Origin of the sequence: Vibrio iocasae (assembly GCF_042245395.1) — a bacterium.
GTDB classification, from domain to species: domain Bacteria; phylum Pseudomonadota; class Gammaproteobacteria; order Enterobacterales; family Vibrionaceae; genus Vibrio; species Vibrio iocasae.
The window spans coordinates 2,169,683-2,194,245 of record NZ_CP145311.1; the positions used below are offsets into that span (position 1 = coordinate 2,169,683).

The window sequence follows — 24,563 nt, forward strand, 5'->3', positions numbered from 1 at the left end:
AAGCTATATGACAGAGATTGCAATAATTGGAGCTGGTTGGCTTGGCGCCCCCCTCGCACAACAGCTTACAAAACAAGGACATTCAACCATTGTAACCAAACAATCTCAGGATGGTTTGGATTCTCTCGATAGCCTGTCAGGTTTTGTCTGCAATTTATCAGATAGAGACTCAGCCAGTGACTTGGTTTTCCAGTTAAAAAGACACAGCGTGCATACCGTCATCGGTGCTTTTCCACCCGGATTTCGTAAAGGAAAGAGGGAAGAATACGTAGACTGGTGGAAAACGTTGGTAGAGGCCTCTCTTAGTGCAGGTGTAAAAAAGCTTGTCATGGTCAGCTCTACGACTGTTTATCCTTCTGTTGCAGAAGTTATGACGGAAGAGAAAGCCAGTTACGAACTCGCCAGAGACAACTCGCAATTCTCAGATAAAGCTAGGCTGATGCTGCTGGCTGAAAAACAAGTTATCGATTCTACTTTGAAGTTTGCCATTGTTCGTCTGTCCGGGCTGTTTGGCCCGCAGAGAAACCCAGCTCGATTCATTTCCAAGCTTAAAGCGATAAGTCGTCTGGCTCCGGTCAATATGCTTCACTTAGACGATGCGATAAACGCAACGATTTTTGCTGGTCTAAGTATAGACAATGAAGTTATCAACGTAACAACACCCAATACGGTGTCCAAAGCGGAGTTTTACAGTAAAGCTGCTGAAATATCTGGTTTGAAGGACGAGTTACCAGAGTTTGTAGATGTTGTAGACAAACAAATATCCCCTTCAAAGCTACTCAAGCTGGGGTATCATTTTCATCATCAACATGTGTTTGATGGGCTGAATGCCCTATAGAAAATCGCTCTCCCTCATATAGTCTGTGAGAGAGAGCGTTTACTTTAGATAAGTGACTCAATACCGTATTGAGCACCATATTGCTCAACAACAAAGTCAATATCTTTATCACCGCGACCAGAAAGGTTAATAAGAACAGAGCCCTTCACACCCTGCTTCGCCAACTTAAATGCGTAAGCGACTGCGTGTGAAGATTCAATAGCCGGAATAATACCTTCCAAGCGAGATAACTCGAAGAACGCATCTATCGCCTCTTTGTCATCAACTGTACCATAGCTCACTCTGCCAATATCTTTTAAGTAACTATGCTGAGGTCCTACTGACGGATAATCCAATCCGCTTGCGACTGAATAAACTTCCTGAGGTTCACCAGCACTGTCTTTCAGCATGTAAGATTTAAAGCCATGCATCACACCCGGCTCACCCAAAGTCAACGTCGCTGCATGCTCACCTTCTTCATCTAACGTTCGTCCCGCCGGTTCACAGCCATGGATTGCAACACTCTCATCTTCAAGGAACGCCGTAAATAGCCCCAGAGCATTTGATCCACCACCAACACAAGCAACCAGATTGTCTGGTAGTTCTCCTGTCATCTCTTTGAACTGAACTTTTGCCTCGTTACCGATGATCGACTGAAAATCCCGAACCATCATTGGGAATGGATGAGGACCCACAACAGATCCGATGGCATACAATTGTGTAATTGGATCTTTCAAATAAGCTTCAAACGCAGCATCAACCGCTTCTTTTAGTGTTTTACGGCCATGTGTTGCAGGAATAACATTCGCTCCTAAGATACGCATACGCACTACATTCGGGTGCTCTTTGGCAATATCCACTTCACCCATGTAAATATCACATTCAAGCCCCACTAACGCTGCTGCTGTTGCCAGTGCTACACCATGTTGACCCGCACCAGTTTCAGCAATTAACTTCTTCTTACCCATCTTCTTAGCGAGTAATGCCTCACCAAGACAATGGTTGATTTTATGCGCACCCGTATGGTTTAGGTCCTCACGCTTCAAATAGATATCCACACCATATTTTTCTGATAGATTTTGTGCGTGGAAAATCGGACTTGGTCTTCCTACAAAGTGTTTATAAAGACGTGCGAGCTCACTTTGGAACTCAGGATCCTGCCGGCAAATCTGATACTCTTCATTGATTTGCTGCATAATAGCTTCCAGCTCAGGTGGAATAAAACTACCACCATACTCACCAAAATAGCCATCTTCGTTAGGTAGGTTATGCTCAAAACTGTTTTTCATTTTATTATCCGGTTAGCAGCTAAATTTCAAACAGATTACAACGAGATAACTTGGTAAAACAGATAGAAATAAGTCGAAATGATGAAATCGTGACCACGATCTAGTTAACTAGTACATAAATGCAATTAGCTGGTCACTGTGTTTTTCCCTCCTTCCTTAGAAGCATAGAGCGCATTATCAGCACGAACAAATATCTCATGCTCATCATCCCCTTCAATAGCCTCTGCAATACCAAAACTGACGGTGCACTTCTTTACTACGGGGAACTCATGGGTTGATATTAAGTCTTTCAGCTTTTTCGCCTGACTTGTTGCTGCATCTTTATCGGTATTAGGGCAAAGAATGACAAACTCTTCCCCTCCCCATCTGGCTAGAATATCACTGTCGCGAATATTACCTTTCAATAAGTTAACTAAAGCAACCAACACATCATCGCCAACAGAATGGCCATAATTGTCATTCACCAACTTAAAGTCATCTATGTCTATAAGAATCAGCGAAAACACCTGTTCATAACGCCTGAATCGAGTTATTTCACATTGAAAACAGCTCTCAAACTTTTGTCTGTTACAAATACCTGTCAGCGCATCCGTTTCCGAGAGCGCTTTTAATTTTTCTGTTTTCGCATCCACCTGACGCTTCAGCATTAAGATATAGAACACCGTAAACATGATGAGAAGCAATGAGATAACGAATATAAAACCAGGAACAATCCAGTCTGGAAGCTCTCTGTCCGATTGAATCCACTTATTGAGAATTCGGTCAAACTCTTCCTGAGGAATTTCATTAAGCGCCTCGTTAACCGTTGATAATAGATTTTCATCGCCCTCTGAAACAGCCGCTCTCAGCTTCTCCATATATAAGGTTTCGACCGCTTGAAACTCAGTTGGATAGCCACGTTTATGAAGAAAGTACATTGCCGCGGTATAATCCATCACAAATATCTTTATCTCACCAGAAATGGCTGCATCAATAATATCTTTAGAAGTTGAATACGCCTTCCTTTTGACCTCTGGATAATTGGCCTTTATAAACCCATCAGAAAAACCACCTCTTGTCACCCCTACTGTGTACTCACCAATTTCAGAAGCATTGTCCACTTCCAGATCGGAGGATACAAATAATCTCGTCGCAATAGGAATTCCAATGGGTATGGAGAAATCCAAGTACTCATCTCGATCTGTTGATTTAAACAAACCTGCATGAATATGCGCTTCACCGCTTCGCATTTGCTCTAACGAGTTAGCCCAGGCAGTATTAACATACTGCACATTAATACCTTGCCTTTTGCCTATCTCGGTCCACAAGTCATACAAAATACCTTTAGGTTCGCCATCTTCACCAATAAAGGAAAATGGAGGCCAGGAAGCAGAGTTGACGACTACAACTTTGTCTCTTTTTTTAGATGCGGTTTTGTCAGATACATTTTTATCTGATGCATAGCTGCCTGGAACCAGACACAGAAGGAGTGGAATTAGTAAGAGTGAGAAAATAATCGATAAAAGCGTTTGTCTTTCGAACATCAACTACCAAAGCTGTTATATACATATTTATAAATAGTATATGACAACAGATGAGTAATCACGTTATGAATATATGAGAATGTCTGGTTTATGAGATCTATTACTGCGATCCGACTGTTGATCACTTGAGTTCAAGTCGAATCGCAGTAATTTAGTAGAAGAAACGTATTCCTATGAGGAAATTACCAGTTCTTTCTGTGGCCCTTTAGAGGCATTTACCAGCAAGATACCAACGGTGAGAACGATAGAACCGCACAACAGGAATAACATTCGTCCACTCACATCGTTTGGAATCAATGCCATCGCCAGGATACCAAAACCTGCAGTACTGATTAACTTCCCAAGCATTGAACGCTGTTTTGTATCCAGATTCTTCTGCTCTTCGCTGTCTGCAACTACAGGTGTGTTCCAGTTCGCAAATAGTTGTTCTACCTCTGCTTCACGCTCAGGGGTTAAGCCTTTATAGAAACGTGTTGTCAGAATGAAGTATCCACCCGTGAACACTACGTGTGCTGCTAGGCTCAATCCAACCTTAAGATCTGACCACTCACGTCCCGTAAATGACTCCTCAAGCCCGAACAGATTTTCGACTGTTTCCGCCTGAAGTGAGATACCAAAGACATAGGACACGATGCCACCTACAACCAACGTAGACCAACCCGCCCAGTCTGGAGTCTTACGAATCCACATACCAAGAAGAACAGGGATAAGCATTGGGAAGCCAATCAGAGCCCCAACATTCAATACAATGTCAAACAGACTCAGGTGACGAAGTGAGTTTATAAACAGACCAATACCGATGATGATAAAGCCCATCATAATCGTGGTGAGTTTACTCACAATAACCAGCTCTTTTTCTGAGGCGTGCGGACGTACGATTGGAGAATAGAAATTACAGACAAAAATACCCGCATTTCGGTTCAAACCAGAGTCCATTGAAGACATAGTTGCAGCAAACATTGCAGACATCAGTAGTCCAACCATACCTGCTGGCATCACATTTTGAACGAATGCGAGATAGGCTGCATCTCCACCAACAGAACCGTACTGCTCAGCAAAGTCAGGCATAAATGCCGCAACATACCAGGAAGGCAGGAACCAAATCAGAGGGCCAATCACCATCAGAATACATGCTAAGCCCGCTGCTTTACGTGCATTTTCACTGTCTTTTGCACATAGGTAACGATAAGCGTTGATGCTGTTGTTCATCACACCAAACTGCTTAACGAATATAAAGACAATCCACAGAACAAAGATGCTGACATAGTTCAGGTTGTTCCCCATGAAGAAATCACCTTCGAAGTTGCTGACAATATTTGTCAAACCACCACCATGGAAGTATGCAGCGACAGCACAGGTAATGGTTACCGCCATAATAACCAGCATCTGCATAAAATCAGACGCAACAACAGCCCAGGAGCCACCTGTTACCGCCATTAGCATGAGAACCAGACCGGTAACAACAATCGTCGCTTCCATAGGGATGTTAAATACGGCAGCCACGAAGATCGCCAGACCATTTAACCAGATTCCCGCGGAAATCAGACTGTCCGGCATTCCAGCCCAGGTAAAGAACTGTTCAGACGATTTACCAAAACGCTGGCGTATCGCTTCAATTGCAGTAACCACTCGCAATTGACGAAACTTCGGAGCGAAGTACAGGTAGTTCATGAAGTAGCCAAACGCATTGGCCAGGAAAAGAATTACAACGACAAAACCGTCGTTAAATGCGCGTCCTGCGGCACCGGTGAACGTCCATGCTGAAAACTGTGTCATGAAGGCAGTTGCACCTACCATCCACCACAACATTTTGCCGCCCCCTCTGAAGTAGTCACTTGTGGATGTAGTGAACTTTCGGAACATCCATCCAATCGCAACTAAAAAGAAGAAGTAGGCAAGAACAACAAGCGTATCAATAGTCATTTTTCAGCCTTATTAGTTTAGTAATTAACCTGAGACTATAATATATCTTACCGCACTTTATTTGTAATACAATATTCTTTATATGTGATCGAGAATAGCTCGCTGGCATTTTTGACAAATTGCTGACAACAGCAAGAAAAATATGATCATCTAAAGCCTTGCTGGGTTATTGAAGATGGTTCCCCAAATTAAAAACCAAACAATATATAATACAAAAGGCGCTAATTAGCGCCTTTTGTTTAGAGTCATAACGAGCCTATCAACCTTAATCTACCGTCAGATCTTCCACAGACTCATCACTCTCGTTGATTGCAGGTTCATCTGGCTGCGGTTTTGGCAGTTCACCAAACCCCCGTAATCCTACAACATGCACATGTTCGTGGTCTTTAAAGACTTTACGAACCAGCTTGTAAGTTGTGCCCTTCTCCGGACTAATGTTTTCCGGTGCAGCGATAAGCAACTGCATGTCAAGCCTGTCACAGAGTTCAAACAGCGTCGAAATCGATTTTGCATCAAGTCGAGCCGCTTCATCAAGGAACAATAATCGACACGGTACGATATCCTTGCTTCTCAGTCTGCGAGACTCTTCTTCCCAGCTTTGTACGACCATCAGAAGAATCGACTGACCAGTACCAATTGCTTCACCCGTTGAAAGCGCACCTGATTCTGCCTGCAACCAGCCGTCAGAGCCACGGTTCACCTCGATGCTCAGCTCAAGGTAGTTACGGTAATCCAGCAGCTCTTCACCGAGAACCTGCGGAGAACGCTGACCAACATCAATATGCGGATTCACCCGCTGGAACAATTTTGCCATTGCTTCAGAGAAGGTTAACCTTGGGTTTTCAAACAGATCTTTATGCTGATCTTGCTGTTGAGCCAAACCACTCAGAAGCACCTCATGGCTTTCACGCACATTCACATTCAGGCGAACCCCTTTCACCTGACCAAAATGAATATTGGATAATCCCTGGTTCAGCATACGAATTCGGTTCTGCTCGCGCTGAATCGTCTTCTTGATAATGCTGGCAACAGATTCAGAACTGATAGCCAGACGGTTCTCACGCTGTGTCAGCTCTTCGGTTAGTCGAGCAAGCTCAACTTCCATTTCTTCTATCGCCTCTACAGGATCATCCGTCCGGATAATATCCTGACGAATACGCTCTTTCAGGTGCTGATACACGGAGATATAGAACAATACTTTACGCTCTGGATGAGTATTGTCTTCTGAAGCACGAAGCGCGTCACGAAGCATTTCATTGTCAGCGACAGCAAGACGCAAAGCACCTAAAGATTTATCGGACATTGAGCGAAGTTCATCTGCGCTCAGATACGCAAGCTCACGTTTATGCAGTCTGCGTTCAACATCGTTGTCCTTTGCCAGACGCAATACTGCACACCAACCTGCTTTTGCCAGAACGACGAAAGTACGTAATTCACGGTATTCTTTTTCAGCCTTCTTCGCCTTTTTCACCAGAGCTTTCATCTCAAGCTCGGTAGAGGTTATGGTTTTTTCGTACTCACTCTTACGAGTTCGTGAAGTTTGAAGACGCTGATACAGATCGTCTTTCCTGCTTACTGCTCTCTCTTCGGCTCCTCCATCAGCATGAACACCAAACTCCTGAAGTTCTATGCGAAATTCCTGAACCGTCTCGGATTTTGCCTGATGAGAGCTTTTTAGCGACGCCAACACCTGATTGTACTGACTCAGCTGCTCCTGATTCTGCTTAAGCACCTCTCTGGAGCGGCTACGAACACCTTCAGCGTTCACTAACTTAGCTTTTAACTGTTCACTTAACTCACTACTTTTATTCAACAGATCCACCGAATCTGAGTAAGCAAAGTAATGTCTTCGCTCATGCACATCTTCCAGAGTGAACAAGGTTGATTTCAGCTTTTGGAGTGCTTCATCAGCCACCTGATATTCTTGATTCAAAGCATCAAATTGCTCAGGGTCCGCTTCAAGTGCACCAATCAAACCTTCCAGTTCTTTAGCTGCTTTGCCATGGCGGGACACAAATACCTTCGCTTCCGAAAGCTGTTCCAGTTTCATACCTAGCTCTTCGAAGCGTTCAACCTGCGTTTCGTCTTCTATCAGTCTTATCTGAGGAGCCAGTTTGTCCAAAAGTGTTACAGCCTGACGGCTCAGCGCTATCTGTGACTTCTGTTGCTGATCTTTCTCTTCAAGCTCTCTTAGCTGGCGGTATGTTTGATTTCGGCTATCACGAAGTCGCAACAATTCAACCTCAGGGTTTGCCTCGAAAGCAATCTGAATATGGTTGGCAACAAAATCGTTAAAGCTCTGGTAAATACGTTGTAGCTTTTGAGAATCAAAAGCGGCTTTGGCATGCTTCTCAACAACGTCTTCACGCTCTTCTCGCAGAAGTTCTAATCTCTGCTCTCGCGCAGCACGGCCAAATAATGGGATGTCAGGAAAGCGCGAGTAACGCATCTGTCTTTCATTGAACTGCACACAAACCGCACCTTCCAGCTCTTCAGCATCGAATGAGCTGTCATCAAATGCGTCTACATCACCTTCAATGATATAAAGATCTTCAGGGCAATCATCCAGAGTAACCAGCTTCTCTTTAATACCCGTCAGATCAGAAACTACAATCGCATGACGCGCAGGACCATACATAGCGCTAAAGTAAGGCGCATCATCAATGGTGATATCGTCATAAATTTCTGACAGCAATACTCCACCAATAGAGTCCGCCAGTCCCTTCAGACGTGGATCATTGGCACCACCCGGAGAGGCAAGGCGTTCGATCTCTTGGTCCAGAGATTCGCGACGCTCAGCCAGCTTCTCTTTCTCAATCGACTGTTGTTTCTCACCTTCAAGCACTTGCTGCATTTGGCTCATTACAGCTTGACCGTTATCAAGCTCAGCACCGCTTTGCTCACGCAAATGTTCCAGAGCATCACTGGCTACAATCCAGCGTGGAGCGATAGATTCAAGATGCTCGATTTTGCCCTGAAACTGCTGCTCCCTCTGCTTAAGGTCACTACGAAGTTCGCGACTACTATCCTGTTCAGACTCGATTAGCTCGATGTTCGCTAGTTGACGTTCGCGTTCCTCTTCCAGTGTCAACTCTGTGGTAAGGGTTACGTTGTGCTGTTTCTGATATTGATTCGCTAACTCTTTGGCTTGACGTTGGTTATTTATGTCTCTTTCAAGGTCACGATATTGCGCACGCCACTGAGCTTCATTACCTAGTAGACTGTCTGCATTTCGTGCTTTTTCAATCGCTTCTTTCGCATGCTGAGAGGCATTGCTACGCTCAACACCAGAAACAATACTCTTGACCAGAGCGAGCCCCTCTTCAAACTGCTGTGCAGCTGCAGATGAGATATCCAGCTTATGCTTAAGAGCAAGCAGCGTTTCGGTTCGATCACGCTCTTCCGCTTTTAGCTGGTTAAGTGTTACCTGTACGTTCTCAGCAGAAAGTGCTTCGTCCTGAATCAACATTCGTGCTTTTTCCAATGCCTGCATCGCCTGTTGATACTGAAGCGCTCGGGTCTGTTGCACATCCAGAGCCTGCTGGTAATCAGCGAGCTGGGATTTAAGACTGTCTACCTCTTCCTCACTAACATAGGAACGCTCTTCTGCTTCAGCAACACGCTCTCTTGCTTCTTCAACAACCATTACTTGCTCTTCGAGCCTTTCATTCAGCTCTTCGAGATCTTCCTGATAACGTTCGATCTTCTCTTGCTGACGCAGTGCATTTTGTACTAGCTGCAGGTGGTCAGAAGCCGCCTGATAATCCTGCTCAAGGTCAGACTCTTGCTCTACCAGTTGCTCCAGTTCTTCCCGAATCCGTGTAACCAAAGCATTGCTTTCAATAAGCGACGAGCGCGAACCTAAGAGTTCTCCACGAATCGACAGTGCCTTGTCCAGCTTATTTCTGCGATCATTCGCATGGCGCATGTAGTCTGCCGCTACATAGTTAGTGGATTCCGTGATCAGATGTTTAAACAGGTCGCGGTCAGCCTGAGTGGTTTTGATCGCTTCCAGTGTCATTCGGTTTTCACGAAGTGCGGATTCCATATCCTGGAACGCTTTCTTCACCCCACCATTTTGAGGTAGAAGATAATCACGCAGAGAACGAGTGATCGCACTGGAAATACCACCATAAAGAGAAGCTTCAATCAGGCGGTAGAACTTAGAGCGGTCACTACTGTTACGCAGTTTCTTTGGAACCACACCAAATTCAAACATTTGAGAGTGATACTCCACTACTGAGTTGAATGCTTTATAGCTGACACCTTCAACTTCACTGGATATCTGTTTTACTTCATTCAGGTTCCGAACTCGGGCTTGCCCGTTCTCAAGCGCTTCGATCAAAATATCTGTCGGCTTGTATTGGCTTGGTAGCCCCTGAATGACAAAAGGCTTAATATCTACTTTTTTGTCACGACCCGCTACCTGTTGCAGCTTGACACCAAACAACAGTCGTTGTTTCTTTGAGTTTACAACATCCAGAGCCGCGTAACAGACTCCTGGTTGTAACTTACCGTACAAACCTTTATCACGAGACGCCTGCGAACTTCCTGCCTCAGTGGTATTTCGGAAATGAAGTAGGCTCTGATCTGGAATAAGCGCGGTGATAAACGCTGCCATGGTCGTAGACTTACCGGCACCATTACCACCAGAGAGTGTGGTCACCAAACCGTCGATATCAAATGTACGGGCAAAGAAACCGTTCCAGTTGATCATGGTAAGTGATTGATATTTACCTCTTTCAATCATGCTTGTTCTTCTCCGGCATCTTCACTAAACAATTCACTCTGAGTTGGCATTGGTTCTTCTTGCTTCTGCTGAACTACGGCCTCACCATCACGGATCAGGCGTAACTGAGCTTCACGGACATCATCACCCACACGCACATCGGCTCCAAAACGGAACACGGCTTCACTTATCTTAAACTTGCCTTCTTCACCTATGGAAATCACCATGCCCAGACGCTTAAGCCGGCGCAAAGAGGTTCTGACTTTCTCGAACAACTTCTCTTTATCCAGATCTGACCCTGTTGCACGGTTGGTCACCAGACGCATCAGTTTTGGTTCATCAGCAAGTGCGATCAACTCTTCATATAATTCCTGATTGGTGAAAATACCTTCGTGAGCAATTCGCTCTGGGCTCAGGTATAGGAAACAGAGTACTTTGCCCACCAACATATCCAGCTCAGATAAAACACTTCGTCCTATTAACGCTGTAGAACGTGGTCTCAGGTAGAAAAAACCCTCTGGGGCTTTAATAAGTTCAATATTGTAACGTTGATAAAAGTGCGAAAGTTCTGTATCAAAATCGCTTAAAAAAGCGTGGTTATCCAAATCCTCACTGGAAATATGACGTCCTGCACGCAGCATGCTATCAACGGCAGGGAAAAGAGGATTTGCAATGGCTTTTGCCAACTCTGTTGGCAAAAATTCATCAATATTTGTCAATGACATTTGCTTGTACCTTTGCACCAAAATTGTTAATTACTTGCCAGTCAGGTTGGATTGCCTGATAGTCTGACTCGGAGTAGCCCAGGCGTACAGCCTGATCGATAACAATTCTGGCTAAATCGAAATGGTGCGCTTCAGGGTGCTGAGCGAGGTAATCTTTCAGTATCAACCCTAAATCGATTGGTGTGCCGTTCGTCTTGTGAACGGTCAGCATCGCAGAGATGCGTTCGGTTAACTCATCATTAACCTGTTGGAATTCTTCATATTCTACTTCTGACGGTGCATGACCTGTTACTTCATCGTCCCGAAGTACCAACGCTTCATCACGCAGGTCAGTTAAGCGTTCTGCATCCGCATATGTGAGGTACCATGGGGCATCAAAGTACTCGTTCACCGACTGCCTTAGCCTTTGGCTAAAGGCTCGGTTTTTATCCATATCAATAGCGGTACGGATAAACTTATGTACGTGACGGTCGTAGCCAATCCATAGATCAATGGACTGTTGCCCCCAACTGATGAGTCGATCCAGTTTCATCTGCAGGTTAAACAGTATTTCACCAATGTAATCTAACTCATCACTACCGTAGATGGTTTCCTGAATATCAATAATCTGGGCCTGAATTTCGTCACCAGCTGCCTGCAGTGTGTCCTGCAACTCTCTCAGGGTGCCAGAAGTGGCCGATAGCAGGCTCTCACAGTTGTTAATGGCATCACGCCAGTCTTTATTCAGCAGATCAGCAATCTGCTGTTTCACTTCCTGCTGTTGTTCATCCATCACTCTCTGGTTAAGATCTATCTGGTCGAAAATTTCCGCCACAGAAAACTTCAAGACTGCGTATACATGTTTACGCCAATGGTTTTCGCTTCCACCTTCGCGTGCTGCTTCTGTCGCTTTTGCCATTTCGTCAGCAACCATAGAAAGCTGAATAGAGAGCTTTAGCTTAGAAAACTCTCTGTGACGAACATAGTAATCGGAAATACCGACAGCAAGAGGAGACAAGCGATAGATGCTTGCCCCTTCGTTCAATTCACTGGTAAAGCGACTTAGCAAACGTTGATTAACTAACTCGTTAATCGCGTTGTTTGCCCGAAAAGCAGACGCCTCACCAGTAGTGTTAAATTGCCGGGTGATGATCTTGAACGCATCGTGCAGTTCACCCTCACCCAGTTCCTCATCAAACCTTTCTTTGCCGAGCACTGCGATCGCGATAAGAAACGCAAGTCGCTCACTAGAAAGGTTGAGCGAGAAATCATGCTGTTGCACCCAGCCAACCATCTCATCGATGGTTTTGCCGGCCACAGCCTGAGTCAAATCACTCATTTTAAATCCTGTTGTTTTTCTTTGCCGTGTTCAGAGTGCCTTTCTGATTACACGGTTTTTCGGGCCCACACATGGATGTAGCGCCCAAGGGATAAGTACGGTTCCTGGCGACAAAGTCTTTTCTCTAGTTCGAGAACGTCTTCCGGCTCGTAGTCACCCATATACTGCATATTGCCAATATAATCATGAAAAGAGCGAATACCGGACTTCCCGCAAATCTCAAATCCCGCCTCTTCAATCCAGCGGTAAACTTCTTCTGGTTTTAACCCCTTTTGAGGCTGGAGTTTAAACCTTTTTCGATGAGGCATACCATCCAACACATGGGGGATATTTCCACAAATCACGTTTTTAAGAACCAATCCGTGGTGGTTATAGAACATGACAGAGGCAATGCCGTCTTTTTTTACCTGGCTCAGCACAATATCGAGGGCCACTTTAGGATCTGCCAGCCACTCCATAACGGCGTGAAACAGAACCATGTCGACACTTTCGCTTAAATGCTCGCCGATAGACTGAACAGGAGAGTGAATAAATTCGAAGGAAGAGGACAAGCCGTGCTTTCCGATATCTTCTTTAGCAAGCTGCAACATTTCCGAGGAGATGTCGCATAAAGAGATACGATGACCCGATTCTGCGATTTTCTGGGACATCTGTGCCAGTCCACCACCTGCATCGAGGATATGGAGCGTCCTTTCGTCAGCTTTGAGGGACGAAAGTGCTTGAGTTAAATCTTCCCACACAATCGTCTGCCTTATGGCTCCCTTATCGGAACCATAAATGTTTTTTGCGAATTTGTGTGCGATGTCGTCGAAATTACGATCTTCTGTCACGGCTATCTGGGTTATCATGTTCTATCGTGCCGCTTATTCTGTCATAGGAATATCAGGAATAAAGCGTTATGCTGTATTTTTACAGTTAAGTGATGATTTTTCGGACTATTGGATAATGTTTGAGCTGAAAAAAGTACTATCGTCTCTTGCGATGCCCCTACCCGCCTTGCTAATTATCGGATTTGTTGGCCTTGCACTGATTATGTTTTCGACCCGCCACCGTTTCGGGGTGTTGTTTGTATTTTTATCTTTAACCGGTATTTTTCTAGTCTCTTTCCAGCCTGTTTCAACCCAGCTACTGCTGCCCATGGAAAGAGAGTACATAGGTTATCTTCCACAAGAAAAGTCGGTGGATTACGTTATGGTACTCGGCAGCGGACACGTTGTTGATCATGAAATACCACCAACCTCAGAGCTCAGCCGTACTGCTCTGATGCGCCTGACCGAAGGGATTCGTATTCAAAGAATGTATCCCGGAGCTAAGCTAATTCTCTCTGGTTATGCGGCCGGAGCAGAAATGAGCCATGCGAAAATGCTGGCAAGAGTGGCGCTTGCACTGGGTGTTTCTAAAACCGATATCGTGTTGCTGGAAACCGCGAAAGATACCTGGGAAGAAGCAAGACAAGCCGCCGCCTTCGTCAAGCAAAACAATTTGGTCGTAGTGACCTCTGCTAGCCATATGACTCGTGCATTATCAGAGTTTCACGCTGCTGGCTTGAATCCAATACCTGCACCGACCAACTATCTCGCTCAAAAGGAAATCAAGCAAGCCTGGACAAAATACACACCTAGCGCCAGATACCTTGAGCAGAGCGAAAGATACTGGCATGAAAAACTCGGATTAATCTGGCAGGATATTCGCGATAACCTAATCTCCACTGAAGAGCTAGAATTACAAAGTTTTGGAAAAACCGAGTAAATCGCAAGTGTATACAAACTAATAAGGCCGGCATAATTAGCCGGCCTTATTATTTTGAATGATTTTCTATTTTGAACTGCTTTCCGAAAATATTAGTCACCTGCGAACATATAGCCTTCACCATGCACAGTGACAAATATTTGAGGGTTCTTTGGATCATATTCCATTTTCGCTCGCATACGTCGAATAAGAACATCAATTGTTCGGTCGTTTGGAGCGTCAACTCTGTGACTTATCATGTTGATGATTCTTTCACGACTTAATACTGTATTCGGATAAGAAGAAAGAGCCACAAGCAGCTCATATTCGGCTTTCGTCAATTTAACCGGCTCACCATCACGAGTTAGTGCTCTTCTCTGAATATCAAACGTCCAGTCACCGAAATAGATAACATTTCCATCATCTTCATCAGAATCGTTATTTCCACCGCCTGTACGTACAAGAGAAATACGCCACAATAAGTTTTTGACACGAACCAGCAATTCTCTGAGTTCAAATGGTTTTGTAACGTAATCATCCGCCCCCATTTCCAGACCAACAATTTTATCTATGCTGTCTGTTCTGCCTGTGACTAAAATAATTCCGATATCTGATTGGCTGCGTAGTTCACGAGTTAACATCAAGCCGTCTTCACCTGGTAAATTAATGTCTAACATCACCAGATCAATATTCTCTTCAGCTAGAATCTCTCTCATCTGCTCGCCACTCTCCGCTTCGCTTACTGAATATCCTTCACTCTGAAAATACCCAACCAGCTTGCTTCGTGTAACAACATCATCTTCAACTACTAATACGTGACTACTCATGTCTACCACTTCACTCTGCCGAAAATTTCGATCAACAATTTTATCAATATGCCGACCGTATTTTATTCATAACTTTTCATAATTCTAGCGAATAATAGGAATTCTGCCCAAAAGTTCGGAATTTATTGACCCAACGCAACTCTCTGACTTGCGGTTAATTTTCCTTAATAAACTGTCATTTTTTTTCATTTCAATAGTTAGTTTTATTAATATTTTTTGTTTACACTTATAGGAAATAACTATGTCTCAGGAACCCTGCAATGGAAGAAACAAAAGCATTTAACGAAAAGCGCGCTGAAATTTACTGGTGGCTTTCAAGCCTGTTCGCTAAAGAGCTGACAGAACAAGAACTCGAAGCTTACCAATCTACCGAAATCCGATCTTTTCTGACCGGGCTAGGTGAAAACGAAGCACTTAAAGAATCGATTGATAAAGTTGTCGATGCTTTAAACCGACTACAAACACGTGAAGATGCCCAGCTAGAATTGGCTGCGGATTTCTGCGAGCTGTTTTTAACATCAGATAAAAATGCCGCACTGCCCTATGCTTCTATGTATATTGGAGAGTCAGGATTACTTAATGATAAACCGGCTCAGGAAATGGCTGCTCTGATGGAAGAAAAAGGCATCGCCATCAAAGAAGGCTTGAATGAACCAGCCGATCATATAGCGCTAGAGCTGGATTTCCTGGGCAACATGATTATTCGCTCTAACGAGTTAGAAAAACTTGAGCATATTGAAGAGGCCTTATTGGACCAGAAAGCATTTATCGAAAAATATATGCTAAGTTGGTTCCCTCAATTTAAAGATAAGTGCGTTCAACATGATGATTTCGGTTTCTATGCAGGTATCGCGGCTCTTCTTGTAGACTTCTGTCAGCTAGATTGCTCTTACCTTGCTGGTGAGTAAATAATAATATTTGTGACAACGCCCTATATAAGGGCGTTGTTTCTGTTTGCATTTACGTCTAAAATCAGGCCGCAATCGATAAAATTATGAATATTTCTGTAAACCGCTTTTTCAAGCGGTTTTTTGTGTTTTATCACAAACAGAGAAACTGCTGATAAACTTATTTATAGTAGAAGAAAAAACAGCAGTTCAGATAGGACAAATATATGGCCACTATTAAAGATGTCGCACGCTTAGCCGGTGTTTCAACCACAACAGTATCTCATGTTATTAATAAGACTCGCTTTGTTGCTGAAGCTACTCAAGAAAGAGTAATGGAGGCGGTAAAAGAGTTAAATTACGCCCCAAGTGCTGTGGCCCGAAGTCTGAAATGCAATACAACCCGAACAGTAGGTATGTTGGTGACACAGTCAACAAACCCGTTTCTGGCAGAAGTCATCGACGGCTTCGAGAGTTACTGTTACAGGCAGGGTTACACACTCATCCTGTGTAACACAGGCGGTATCTATGAAAAGCAACGAGACTACGTTCGATTCCTTGCAGAAAAGCGTGTAGACGGCATCTTTGTACTTTGCTCTGATTTGACAACTGAGCTACAGGAAATGCTGGAGAGCCATACTGACATCCCTAAAGTGATCATGGACTGGGGTGATTGGGAAAATCAGTCAGATAAAATCATTGATAACTCTGAAGAAGGTGGGTATCTGGCGACCAAATACTTACTTGAACGTGGGCACGAAAAAATCTTCTGCCTGTCAGGACACCTGGACAAAACACTTTGTATTGAACGTATCGAAGGCTACAAACGCGCACTACAAGAGTTCGATATCGAGTTCAATCAAGAGAATATTCTTGAAGGTAACTTTGAGTGTGACATGGCCGTTGAAGCTGCGGATAGAATTCTTGAGCTCGATGAAAAACCAACAGCTGTATTCTGCTTCAATGACATCATGGCTCTAGGCCTGATGAGCCGTCTACAGGAGAAAGGAATGCGAATCCCTGAAGACATCTCTGTTATTGGATATGACAATATTGACCTAGCAGCTTATTTCTCGCCACCATTGACCACTGTTCACCAGCCAAAACGACGTGTTGGTAAAACAGCGTTCGAAATTCTGCTGGAAAGAATCAAAAACAAAGAGCACGAACGTCGCGTTTTTGAGATGCACCCGGAAATCATCTCACGTAAGAGCGTTAAAGAGCTAAACTAGTCTGATAAACTATTAAAGCTTGCGGCTACTAACTACTATTGAGTGGTTAGTAGTACACAATCATTTGTATATCATACGGCATAAGATTTGGAACCAATATCACACCGGATAATTTAATCCGTGATCTTTATCCAAATCACGCCTATATTTATAACGTCACGACCAGGGCAAACCATTCGAAAGAATGGGACGCAAAGCCACCGGCCTTAATCTGAAGAGGTATCGTATTGATATTTCTATACTCAGAATGGCAGCGGGGCTGCCGAAGGCAAATTAGCAACGTAGAGCAGATACTTTACGAGTTTCTGACAACAGATCACACAGATTTGCTAATTTCTCGGTATCAAATTGGTTGAAGCAATTTTTAACCCGAGACAGACGCAATGGATAAACCAGTACTAAAAGACTCATTGAAACTTTTCGAGCAATTTGGCCAAGTCAAATCTCGGTCTATGTTCGGTGGGTTTGGCATTTTCGTAGACGAAGCAATGTTTGCTCTCGTCGTTAATGACTCTCTTCATATTCGTTCTAGCGACTCCACTATCGAAGAGTTTAAATCATCCGGTTATGAACCTTACGTTTATAAAAAACGTGGGTTCCCTGTGGTTACCAAGTACTTCGCACTACCTGACAACATTTGGGAAAACACGGACGATATTCTTACTCTCGCAAAACACGCTCTAGAGCTAGCTAAAGAAGAAAAAGCGGTTCAGGCAGAAGAGAAACCGACTCGCCTTAAAGATCTACCTAACCTTAGGCTTGGTACAGAACGCATGCTTAAGAAAGCAGGTATCGCTTCTGTTTCAGACCTGAAGCAAGCAGGTTCTGTAGGCGCTTACAAAGCGATTAAAGAGACCAACTCCGGAGTTAGCCTGGAACTGCTGTGGGCTCTCGAAGGCGCACTAAACGGCACTCACTGGTCGGTGATATCGAAGGAACGACGCGAAGAGTTAATAAAACGACTCGACTAAGCTTTATCAAGATATTTCAATTAAAAACCGCTTTGAATCTCATAGCGGTTTTTTTGTATTTAAAATTCTTTGTGAAGTGTGAAATTATTTTCTTACTGAGCCTGTCTTATACTGTAACTACATGACTATCGGATATTTTAATATGAACAAAAAGCTGATTATCGGAATTCTGCTTGTTGCTACTATCGTGATTCTTGCGACGCAATTTGGACAGTATCTGACATTAGAAAATGCGAAAGCACAACAAGCTGCGTTAACCAGCACAATTAACGATAACAAACTGGTTTCTGCTCTAATCTACTTCTTTGCCTATGTGCTCATTACAGCTTTCTCCATTCCGGGAGCTGCTGTGGTTACCTTACTTGGTGCTGCCCTATTTGGTTTTTCTCTAAGTCTCTTGTTAGTTTCATTTGCTAGCTCGATAGGCGCGACGCTGGCATTCCTAAGTAGCCGTTACCTTTTACGTGACTGGGTACAAAGTAAATTTGGTTCAAAACTCAATGCGATTAACCAGGGCGTTGAAAAGGATGGTGCGTTTTACCTTTTCTCATTGAGATTAATCCCTGTGTTTCCGTTTTTCCTTATAAACTTACTTATGGGTCTGACACCAATATCAACTCTGAGATTCTATCTGGTAAGTCAGCTAGGCATGCTTCCAGGAACCATGGTTTACCTGAACGCAGGTACGCAATTAGCAACAATTGATAGCCTGTCGGGTATCGTGTCGCCTAATGTTCTGCTCTCATTTGCTCTATTAGGTTTGTTCCCTATTATCGCGAAGTGGGTAATGGGAAAAATAAAACCAGCCAAACAACCACAAAACAGTTAGTGGCCGATGAAAATATATAGCGCTAAGAACCCTACAGAAGCTCACATTGTCAGTGAGCTTCTGAAAAGTGAAAACATACCTGCTGAAGTACGCGGAGAAGGCATATTTGGGTTAAAAGGAGAGCTGCCTTTAACCGATGACACTGACCCCTACGTTTGGATTTCCGATACTTCACAAGCAGATGAAGCACATGAAATTGTTAACTCTTTTAAGCAACAATCTTTGAATACAGATACAGAATGGAGCTGCCAACAATGTGGCGAAAAGAATGAAGGACAGTTTGGAGCTTGTTGGCAATGTGGCCAGGAAGCCCCTTAACTCATTAAACACGTCATAGTTAGTGACTAACTGCTTTAATAAACTCTATAGACTTTTGATTAAACTCATCTGGGCGCTCAACGTTACATACATGTCCGCAGTCTGGGATCTCACATAGATAGCTTTGACGATGTGCCTTAATCATCTCTTTGACCGGCTGAATAAACATATAATCCTTTTCACCCATCAGATAGAGGGTTGGAATAGGAAGCTCTCTGTCTTTAAAGTAGCGCATCAGAGGATTCACATCTGCGGCCATCACAAACCAGCGTTTAAACTCTTTCTGGCAAAGCTTCTTAGCTTCTCTGACAAACAGGTGCCGCGATTCCCTTTGGCTCCGCTGTGGCATTACAATGTATGCAAAAAGTTTATACAGCCACATGTAAGGCACTATATGCTTACTAAAGTGCCCTAGCTTAACCAGAACCTGAGAACGTGCGTTTAAGCGCGTTACAGCCCCACCAAGGACCATCGAGCTTACTCTGTCGGTCGACAGTTCCGCAATATTTCTAACAATAATGGTTCCCAGAGACATTCCCACAAAATGGGCAGATTGAATTTTCAGATGATCAAGCACCTTAAGGACATCAACTGTTACTTCTTTAAAAGTGTATCTGCTAGAGATGATATCTTTTATAAATTCTGAGGAGCGGCCATGTCCACGCAAATCAACTAGCAGTAGATTAAAGTGTTCTTTGTAGGCTTTTATCTGTTTAAACCAGATCGAGGAACTACCACCAGCGCCATGCACAAAAACGACCCACTCCTTGCTGGTGGGATGAATATACGTTTTGTGAAAAAGCAAAGTCTCTGACATGTTCTCTTTTACTGTAATGTTTTTTTATCCACAGGGGCTGTGAGCTTACCACAACTATAGCTGGTATACGGCATTCTATATAATAAATACTACAAAGATTAGCGTACGGTTCAATAATTTAATGCATTCAACTTGGTACATTTTCGATATCAAGTTTGCGTAGTTCGGTACATTTCGACATATTTTTCAGCAGAGCACTTCCAGCTAAAGTCTTGTTCCATAGCACGTTTTTGCACTCTGAGCATCTCATCCCTACTCTGGTAATAGTAAATAACAGCCCGTTGCAGTTTCATCAGTAAATCTTTTGCGATTGGGTAGTGAAAGCTAAATCCGGTCGCTCGATCCGGGTGGACATCGATATCGATAACCGTATCTTTTAAACCGCCCACCTCTCTGACAATAGGTAAGGTGCCATAAGCCATACTATATATTTGACTGAGCCCACAAGCTTCGTATTCTGACGGCATCAGGAAGAAGTCAGAGCCAGCCTCAACAATATGGGCTAACCGATTACTATAAGCCTCAACAAAACAGAACTTTTCATTGTGATGACGCTCTACGTCTCTCAGGCTCTGCGCAATGTTGGAATCTCCGGTACCCAGTATGATAAGGCGCACATCGTTGGCAAGAAAATGCTCGAGTATCGGTAGGATATAGCCAAAGCCTTTTTGATGGCTAAGTCGACAAACCATACCAAAGACAGGACCATCATTCTCTTTCAATCCCGCTTCTTCTAACAGTAACTTGCGAGCAGCATGCTTACCTTTTTGCATGCTATCGGTATCATTTGAATAAGTTAAAGGCAGATAGCTATCTGTTCTTGGGTTCCATTCACTGTAATCACATCCATTTAGTATGCCTGAAAGATCGTCGGCCCTTTTGTTGAACTCCTCTGCCAATCCATGGGAACCTAAATGTGTCCTGAGCTCCAAAGCATAGTTCGGACTAACCGCATTGATTTTGTCAGCGTAAACAAGTCCGGCTTTGAGCATTCCAACATGTGTTGGGCTGACTAAGGCCTTTTCTCCTTCGCACTTTAATTCGGGTATGACTTCTAACTCTTTAAGAGGAAATACACCCTGAAATATTGCATTGTGAACGGTCAAAACGCTTTTTACGTGGCTCAACTCATGATGATTTTTATATCGGGACTTGAGAAGGAACGGAATCAAACCTGTATGCCAGTCGTTTGCATGTACAATGTCTGGAGTGATACCCAGTTTAGGTATGGCATCTAGCACTGCTGCAGAGAAAAATGCGAATCGCTCTCCATTATCGGTATATGCAATATTGTTTTCTGCGTACAGCTCGTCTCTGTCATAGTATTGAGGAGCTTCAATGAGATAAACAGGCACTTCTTCCAGGAACTGTTTTTTTATTTTGTAAGGTGTATGAGGCCAGTAGTCTAGATGTGTAGAAAGTATCTCTTCTGATTCCTGATACCCTAGCGTTTTGCTATAGCCCGGGAGGAAAATACTGAGTTCATGACCAAGCTCAGCTAGTGCCTTAGGAAGCGCCCTCGCAACATCAGCTAAACCGCCACTCTTAATTAATCCCTGTACTTCTGTAACTGCAAAACAGATTTTAAACTTCAACATCTACAACCGACTTCCAGCATTCTACTACTACACAATAATGATAAAAGTATCACTTCTTCACGCATTAAGCTCTGAATACTCTCTAATTAACTCCCCCTGTGCAATATTTACATGCTTATCTTTGATCGCCCCCTTGCTTTTCCTTCTGAGCACTTACAATTGGACGCCAAGATGAAAACAAAACGGGCAGCGATATCGCTGCCCGTTTTATTTCCGATTAAAGCTTACTTAGCCTTTGGCTTTTTACGCTTATCAGTGATTTCCCACTTGCCATCTACGTATAAACCAGTCCAACCAGAAGGTTTACCATCGATTTCCGTACGAACATAGTTCTCTTTTGCCTTTCGGCTGAATCGAACGACTGTCGGACGTCCATCCGGATCTTCTGTCGGAGCTTCTGTCAGATAGTGGAACTTCGGTGAGATTCGATCTTTAAACCTAACCAGTTCCGATACCAATGGTGCTCGCGTTTCACGTGATTTAGGGAACGTGCTCGCAGCAAGGAACAGACCGGATGCACCATCGCGAAGTACAAAGTATGCTTCTGAATTCTCACACGGTAGTTCTGGCAGGTGAACAGGATCTTCCTTAGGAGGAGCCACTTCACCATTTTTCAGAATCTTACGAGTGTTCTTACAGGTTTCGCTGGTACAGTCCATATACTTACCAAAACGACCGTTTTTCAGAACCATATCCGAGCCACACTTGTCACACTCAACAACCGGGCCATCGTAACCTTTAACTTTGAACTCACCGTGCTCAACCACATAGCCTTCACAGTTAGGGTTGTTACCACAAACATGAAGTTTACGCTTATCATCAATCAAGTAAGCGTCCATCGCTGTTTCACAGATAGGACAACGCTTTTTGGCACGAAGCGCGGCAGTTTCAACGTCTTCTTCCAGAACGTTGATTATGCCTTCTTCATCACCTAAGTTGATGGTTGTCTTACAACGCTCTCTTGGTGGAAGTGCGTAGCCGGAACAGCCAAGAAAGACACCTGTAGACGCAGTACGAATACCCATAGGGCGACTACATGTCGGACATTCAATATCCGTCTCGACAATGTGGTTCGGCTTCATACCGCCTTCATCTTCACCAAGCTCTGCTTTATCAAGGTTGCCAGTAAAGTCTGTAAAGAAGTCATCCAGAACCCCTTTCCAGCTAGCATCGCCTTCAGCGATCTGGTCAAGTTTCTGCTCCATACGAGCAGTGAAGTCGTAATCCATCAGGTCGTTAAAGCTGTCATCGAGACGATCCGTTACGATCTCACCCATCTTTTCAGCGTAGAAACGACGCTGGTCAACTTTTACATAGCCACGATCCTGAATCGTAGAAATGATAGAAGCGTAGGTTGAAGGACGGCCAATGCCACGCTTCTCAAGTTCTTTAACCAATGCAGCTTCAGTAAAGCGTGCTGGTGGCTTAGTAAAGTGCTGCTTAGGATCAAGCGTTTGCAGAGCCAGTTTGTCACCAACCTGTACTGCAGGAAGTATCTGATCTTCATTCTTACCAACCGGACGCTGTACTCGAGTCCAGCCGTCAAATTTAAGAATTCGACCCTTCGCTTTCAGGGTATATTCTGCTGCTTTTACACTCACTGTAGTGGAATCGTATTTCGCTGGCGTCATCTGACACGCCACAAACTGATTCCAGATTAGTGCATAAAGCCTGTGTGCGTCCGTATCCATGCCTTGAAGGTCATCAGCCAGCACATCTACACTTGAAGGACGAATCGCTTCGTGAGCCTCTTGTGCGCCCGCTTTGCTACCGTAAAGGTTAGGTTTAGCCGGAAGATACTTATCACCAAACTCAGACGTGATGTAACCACGAACTGAATCTACCGCCTCTGCACTTAAGTTAGTGGAGTCGGTACGCATATAAGTAATGTAACCCGCTTCATACAGACGCTGGGCCAACATCATGGTCTTTTTAACACCAAAGCCAAGACGTGTACTTGCTGCCTGCTGTAGCGTTGATGTGATATACGGTGCTGATGGTTTGCTGCTTGTTGGACGGTCTTCGCGTTTACAAACTTCGTATTCTGCATTCTCCAGCACAGACATCGCTGCTTTGGTTTCGGTTTCGTTAACCGGTTTAAAAGCAGTGCCATCTTTTTGTGCTACCAGCAGACGGAAATCGGTTTTATCCTGAGTTTTGGTATCTGCATGGATATCCCAGAACTCTTCAGGGATAAATGCATTGATTTCACGCTCACGCTCTACCAGTAACTTAACCGCTACCGACTGTACTCGGCCTGCAGACAAGCCACGCGCGACTTTTTTCCAAAGTAGTGGTGAAACCATAAAGCCAACAACACGGTCGAGGAAACGACGTGCCTGCTGAGCATTAACACCATCCATATTCAGTTCTCCAGGTTTCTGGAAAGCCTGTTGGATAGCATTCTTTGTGATTTCATTAAAAACTACACGCTTGTATCGTTCTTCATCGCCACCGATGATCTCACGAAGGTGCCAAGCGATAGCCTCTCCTTCGCGGTCCAAATCGGTTGCGAGATAAACGTTGTCTGCGTCTTTAGCCAACTTCTGAAGTTCAGCAACTACTTTTTCTTTACCTGGAAGGATCTGGTAGTTTGCTTCCCAGTCATCAAATGGGTTAATACCCATTTTTTTGATTAGCGCAGTTTTCTCTTTTTCTTTCTTGATACGAGCCTTCTCTTCCGGACTCATACCCTTAGTTGAAATCGCCGCAGCCTTCTGACCGCTACTCTGACCCGCAGTAGGTAGATCACGTACGTGACCCACACTAGATTTAACTACGTAGTCTTTACCAAGGTACTTGTTAATGGTTTTGGCCTTGGCTGGCGACTCCACTATAACGAGTGATTTACCCATTTGACTTAAGTGTCCTCAATCTTGCGATGGGTGTATTACACTCCACCCTTGATACATTGCTTCTTTTTTTAATATTGAGCGAGATTAATCCGAGGTCAACCTGTTTTTTAAATTAAAGTTTTGATTGGCTGACTTATCACCGCTATTTTTCCGTATTAGGCGTATACTCAAGTAACC

General features: G+C 44.0%; 18 protein-coding genes and 1 riboswitch. Of the genes, 7 read left to right on the plus strand and 11 right to left on the minus strand.

The window, feature by feature from the left end; genetic code table 11:
* Nucleotides 1-7 precede the first annotated feature (7 nt).
* Nucleotides 8-838 carry an NAD-dependent epimerase/dehydratase family protein gene (locus tag SNR28_RS19595; RefSeq protein WP_375750272.1) on the plus strand — a complete coding sequence of 277 codons (831 nt, stop codon included), beginning with the start codon at nucleotides 8-10 and terminating at the stop codon, nucleotides 836-838.
* 44 nt (nucleotides 839-882) lie between these two features.
* Here the strand turns inward: SNR28_RS19595 and trpB are convergent, their stop codons facing one another.
* The 7 genes from trpB to cmoM all read right to left on the minus strand — a co-directional run bounded on the left by trpB (nucleotide 883) and on the right by cmoM (nucleotide 13,154).
* Entirely contained in the window at nucleotides 883-2,106 is a 1,224-nt protein-coding gene (gene trpB / locus SNR28_RS19600; protein WP_375750274.1) for a tryptophan synthase subunit beta, read from the minus strand.
* A 125-nt stretch (nucleotides 2,107-2,231) separates the two neighbouring features.
* On the minus strand, nucleotides 2,232-3,629 hold the full coding sequence (locus SNR28_RS19605) for a diguanylate cyclase (RefSeq protein WP_375750275.1): 1,398 nt from the start codon (nucleotides 3,627-3,629) through the stop codon (nucleotides 2,232-2,234).
* Between the two features lie 171 nt (nucleotides 3,630-3,800).
* Nucleotides 3,801-5,552, minus strand: coding sequence for a transporter (locus tag SNR28_RS19610; protein ID WP_375750277.1), 1,752 nt, complete (start codon nucleotides 5,550-5,552; stop codon nucleotides 3,801-3,803).
* A 265-nt stretch (nucleotides 5,553-5,817) separates the two neighbouring features.
* A complete protein-coding gene (mukB, locus tag SNR28_RS19615; RefSeq protein WP_375750279.1) occupies nucleotides 5,818-10,302 on the minus strand; it encodes a chromosome partition protein MukB in 4,485 nt (1,494 codons plus the stop codon).
* Nucleotides 10,299-11,006, minus strand: a complete 708-nt coding sequence (gene mukE / locus SNR28_RS19620) for a chromosome partition protein MukE (RefSeq protein ID WP_375750280.1) — start codon at nucleotides 11,004-11,006, stop codon at nucleotides 10,299-10,301. The genes mukB and mukE overlap by 4 nt, the downstream gene beginning before the upstream one ends.
* Nucleotides 10,987-12,324 (minus strand): chromosome partition protein MukF, encoded by a 1,338-nt coding sequence (gene mukF, locus SNR28_RS19625; RefSeq protein WP_375750281.1) that lies wholly within the window; start codon nucleotides 12,322-12,324, stop codon nucleotides 10,987-10,989. Before mukF ends, mukE begins: the two co-directional genes overlap by 20 nt.
* Before the next feature lie 47 nt (nucleotides 12,325-12,371).
* Nucleotides 12,372-13,154, minus strand: a complete 783-nt coding sequence (gene cmoM, locus SNR28_RS19630; RefSeq protein WP_375750283.1) for a tRNA uridine 5-oxyacetic acid(34) methyltransferase CmoM — start codon at nucleotides 13,152-13,154, stop codon at nucleotides 12,372-12,374.
* 16 nt (nucleotides 13,155-13,170) lie between these two features.
* Between cmoM and elyC the strand changes: the two genes are divergently transcribed.
* On the plus strand, nucleotides 13,171-14,073 hold the full coding sequence (gene elyC, locus SNR28_RS19635) for an envelope biogenesis factor ElyC (RefSeq protein WP_375754123.1): 903 nt from the start codon (nucleotides 13,171-13,173) through the stop codon (nucleotides 14,071-14,073).
* Nucleotides 14,074-14,165: 92 nt separating this feature from the next.
* Here the strand turns inward: elyC and torR are convergent, their stop codons facing one another.
* Nucleotides 14,166-14,879: a two-component system response regulator TorR gene (gene torR, locus SNR28_RS19640; RefSeq protein WP_375750284.1), complete on the minus strand. Its 714-nt coding sequence runs from the start codon at nucleotides 14,877-14,879 to the stop codon at nucleotides 14,166-14,168.
* 260 nt (nucleotides 14,880-15,139) lie between these two features.
* Here torR and torD point away from each other — a divergent pair, with 260 nt between their 5' ends.
* The 5 genes from torD (at nucleotide 15,140) to SNR28_RS19665 (ending at nucleotide 19,116) form a co-directional block, all read left to right on the plus strand.
* Nucleotides 15,140-15,787 carry a molecular chaperone TorD gene (gene torD / locus SNR28_RS19645; RefSeq protein ID WP_375750286.1) on the plus strand — a complete coding sequence of 216 codons (648 nt, stop codon included), beginning with the start codon at nucleotides 15,140-15,142 and terminating at the stop codon, nucleotides 15,785-15,787.
* A 206-nt stretch (nucleotides 15,788-15,993) separates the two neighbouring features.
* Nucleotides 15,994-16,998, plus strand: coding sequence for an HTH-type transcriptional repressor PurR (gene purR, locus SNR28_RS19650; protein ID WP_375750288.1), 1,005 nt, complete (start codon nucleotides 15,994-15,996; stop codon nucleotides 16,996-16,998).
* A gap of 156 nt (nucleotides 16,999-17,154) precedes the next feature.
* Nucleotides 17,155-17,265: riboswitch (cyclic di-GMP riboswitch) on the plus strand.
* A gap of 116 nt (nucleotides 17,266-17,381) precedes the next feature.
* On the plus strand, nucleotides 17,382-17,969 hold the full coding sequence (locus tag SNR28_RS19655; RefSeq protein ID WP_375750289.1) for a TfoX/Sxy family DNA transformation protein: 588 nt from the start codon (nucleotides 17,382-17,384) through the stop codon (nucleotides 17,967-17,969).
* A gap of 142 nt (nucleotides 17,970-18,111) precedes the next feature.
* A complete protein-coding gene (locus SNR28_RS19660; protein WP_375750290.1) occupies nucleotides 18,112-18,798 on the plus strand; it encodes a TVP38/TMEM64 family protein in 687 nt (228 codons plus the stop codon).
* 6 nt (nucleotides 18,799-18,804) lie between these two features.
* On the plus strand, nucleotides 18,805-19,116 hold the full coding sequence (locus SNR28_RS19665) for a DUF2007 domain-containing protein (protein WP_375750292.1): 312 nt from the start codon (nucleotides 18,805-18,807) through the stop codon (nucleotides 19,114-19,116).
* Nucleotides 19,117-19,135: 19 nt separating this feature from the next.
* Here the strand turns inward: SNR28_RS19665 and SNR28_RS19670 are convergent, their stop codons facing one another.
* From SNR28_RS19670 to topA, 3 genes are all read right to left on the minus strand, one after another.
* Nucleotides 19,136-19,933, minus strand: a complete 798-nt coding sequence (locus SNR28_RS19670) for an alpha/beta fold hydrolase (protein WP_375750294.1) — start codon at nucleotides 19,931-19,933, stop codon at nucleotides 19,136-19,138.
* Nucleotides 19,934-20,082: 149 nt separating this feature from the next.
* Nucleotides 20,083-21,531: a glycogen synthase GlgA gene (gene glgA / locus SNR28_RS19675; RefSeq protein WP_375750296.1), complete on the minus strand. Its 1,449-nt coding sequence runs from the start codon at nucleotides 21,529-21,531 to the stop codon at nucleotides 20,083-20,085.
* Between the two features lie 224 nt (nucleotides 21,532-21,755).
* The gene (topA, locus tag SNR28_RS19680) at nucleotides 21,756-24,386 is read right to left on the minus strand and encodes a type I DNA topoisomerase (RefSeq protein ID WP_375750297.1); all 2,631 of its coding nucleotides are present in this window, start codon (nucleotides 24,384-24,386) and stop codon (nucleotides 21,756-21,758) included.
* Nucleotides 24,387-24,563: the final 177 nt, after the last annotated feature.

What these genes read in the sequence shown, in the direction of transcription:
- SNR28_RS19595 (WP_375750272.1), top strand. Translation starts at nt 8, where the DNA reads ATGACAGAGATTGCAATAATTGGAGCTGGTTGGCTTGGCGCCCCCCTC.
- trpB (WP_375750274.1), bottom strand. Translation starts at nt 2,106, where the DNA reads ATGAAAAACAGTTTTGAGCATAACCTACCTAACGAAGATGGCTATTTT.
- SNR28_RS19605 (WP_375750275.1), bottom strand. Translation starts at nt 3,629, where the DNA reads ATGTTCGAAAGACAAACGCTTTTATCGATTATTTTCTCACTCTTACTA.
- SNR28_RS19610 (WP_375750277.1), bottom strand. Translation starts at nt 5,552, where the DNA reads ATGACTATTGATACGCTTGTTGTTCTTGCCTACTTCTTCTTTTTAGTT.
- mukB (WP_375750279.1), bottom strand. Translation starts at nt 10,302, where the DNA reads ATGATTGAAAGAGGTAAATATCAATCACTTACCATGATCAACTGGAAC.
- mukE (WP_375750280.1), bottom strand. Translation starts at nt 11,006, where the DNA reads ATGTCATTGACAAATATTGATGAATTTTTGCCAACAGAGTTGGCAAAA.
- mukF (WP_375750281.1), bottom strand. Translation starts at nt 12,324, where the DNA reads ATGAGTGATTTGACTCAGGCTGTGGCCGGCAAAACCATCGATGAGATG.
- elyC (WP_375754123.1), top strand. Translation starts at nt 13,171, where the DNA reads ATGTTCTATCGTGCCGCTTATTCTGTCATAGGAATATCAGGAATAAAG.
- torR (WP_375750284.1), bottom strand. Translation starts at nt 14,879, where the DNA reads ATGAGTAGTCACGTATTAGTAGTTGAAGATGATGTTGTTACACGAAGC.
- torD (WP_375750286.1), top strand. Translation starts at nt 15,140, where the DNA reads ATGGAAGAAACAAAAGCATTTAACGAAAAGCGCGCTGAAATTTACTGG.
- purR (WP_375750288.1), top strand. Translation starts at nt 15,994, where the DNA reads ATGGCCACTATTAAAGATGTCGCACGCTTAGCCGGTGTTTCAACCACA.
- SNR28_RS19655 (WP_375750289.1), top strand. Translation starts at nt 17,382, where the DNA reads ATGGATAAACCAGTACTAAAAGACTCATTGAAACTTTTCGAGCAATTT.
- SNR28_RS19660 (WP_375750290.1), top strand. Translation starts at nt 18,112, where the DNA reads ATGAACAAAAAGCTGATTATCGGAATTCTGCTTGTTGCTACTATCGTG.
- SNR28_RS19665 (WP_375750292.1), top strand. Translation starts at nt 18,805, where the DNA reads ATGAAAATATATAGCGCTAAGAACCCTACAGAAGCTCACATTGTCAGT.
- SNR28_RS19670 (WP_375750294.1), bottom strand. Translation starts at nt 19,933, where the DNA reads ATGTCAGAGACTTTGCTTTTTCACAAAACGTATATTCATCCCACCAGC.
- glgA (WP_375750296.1), bottom strand. Translation starts at nt 21,531, where the DNA reads ATGTTGAAGTTTAAAATCTGTTTTGCAGTTACAGAAGTACAGGGATTA.
- topA (WP_375750297.1), bottom strand. Translation starts at nt 24,386, where the DNA reads ATGGGTAAATCACTCGTTATAGTGGAGTCGCCAGCCAAGGCCAAAACC.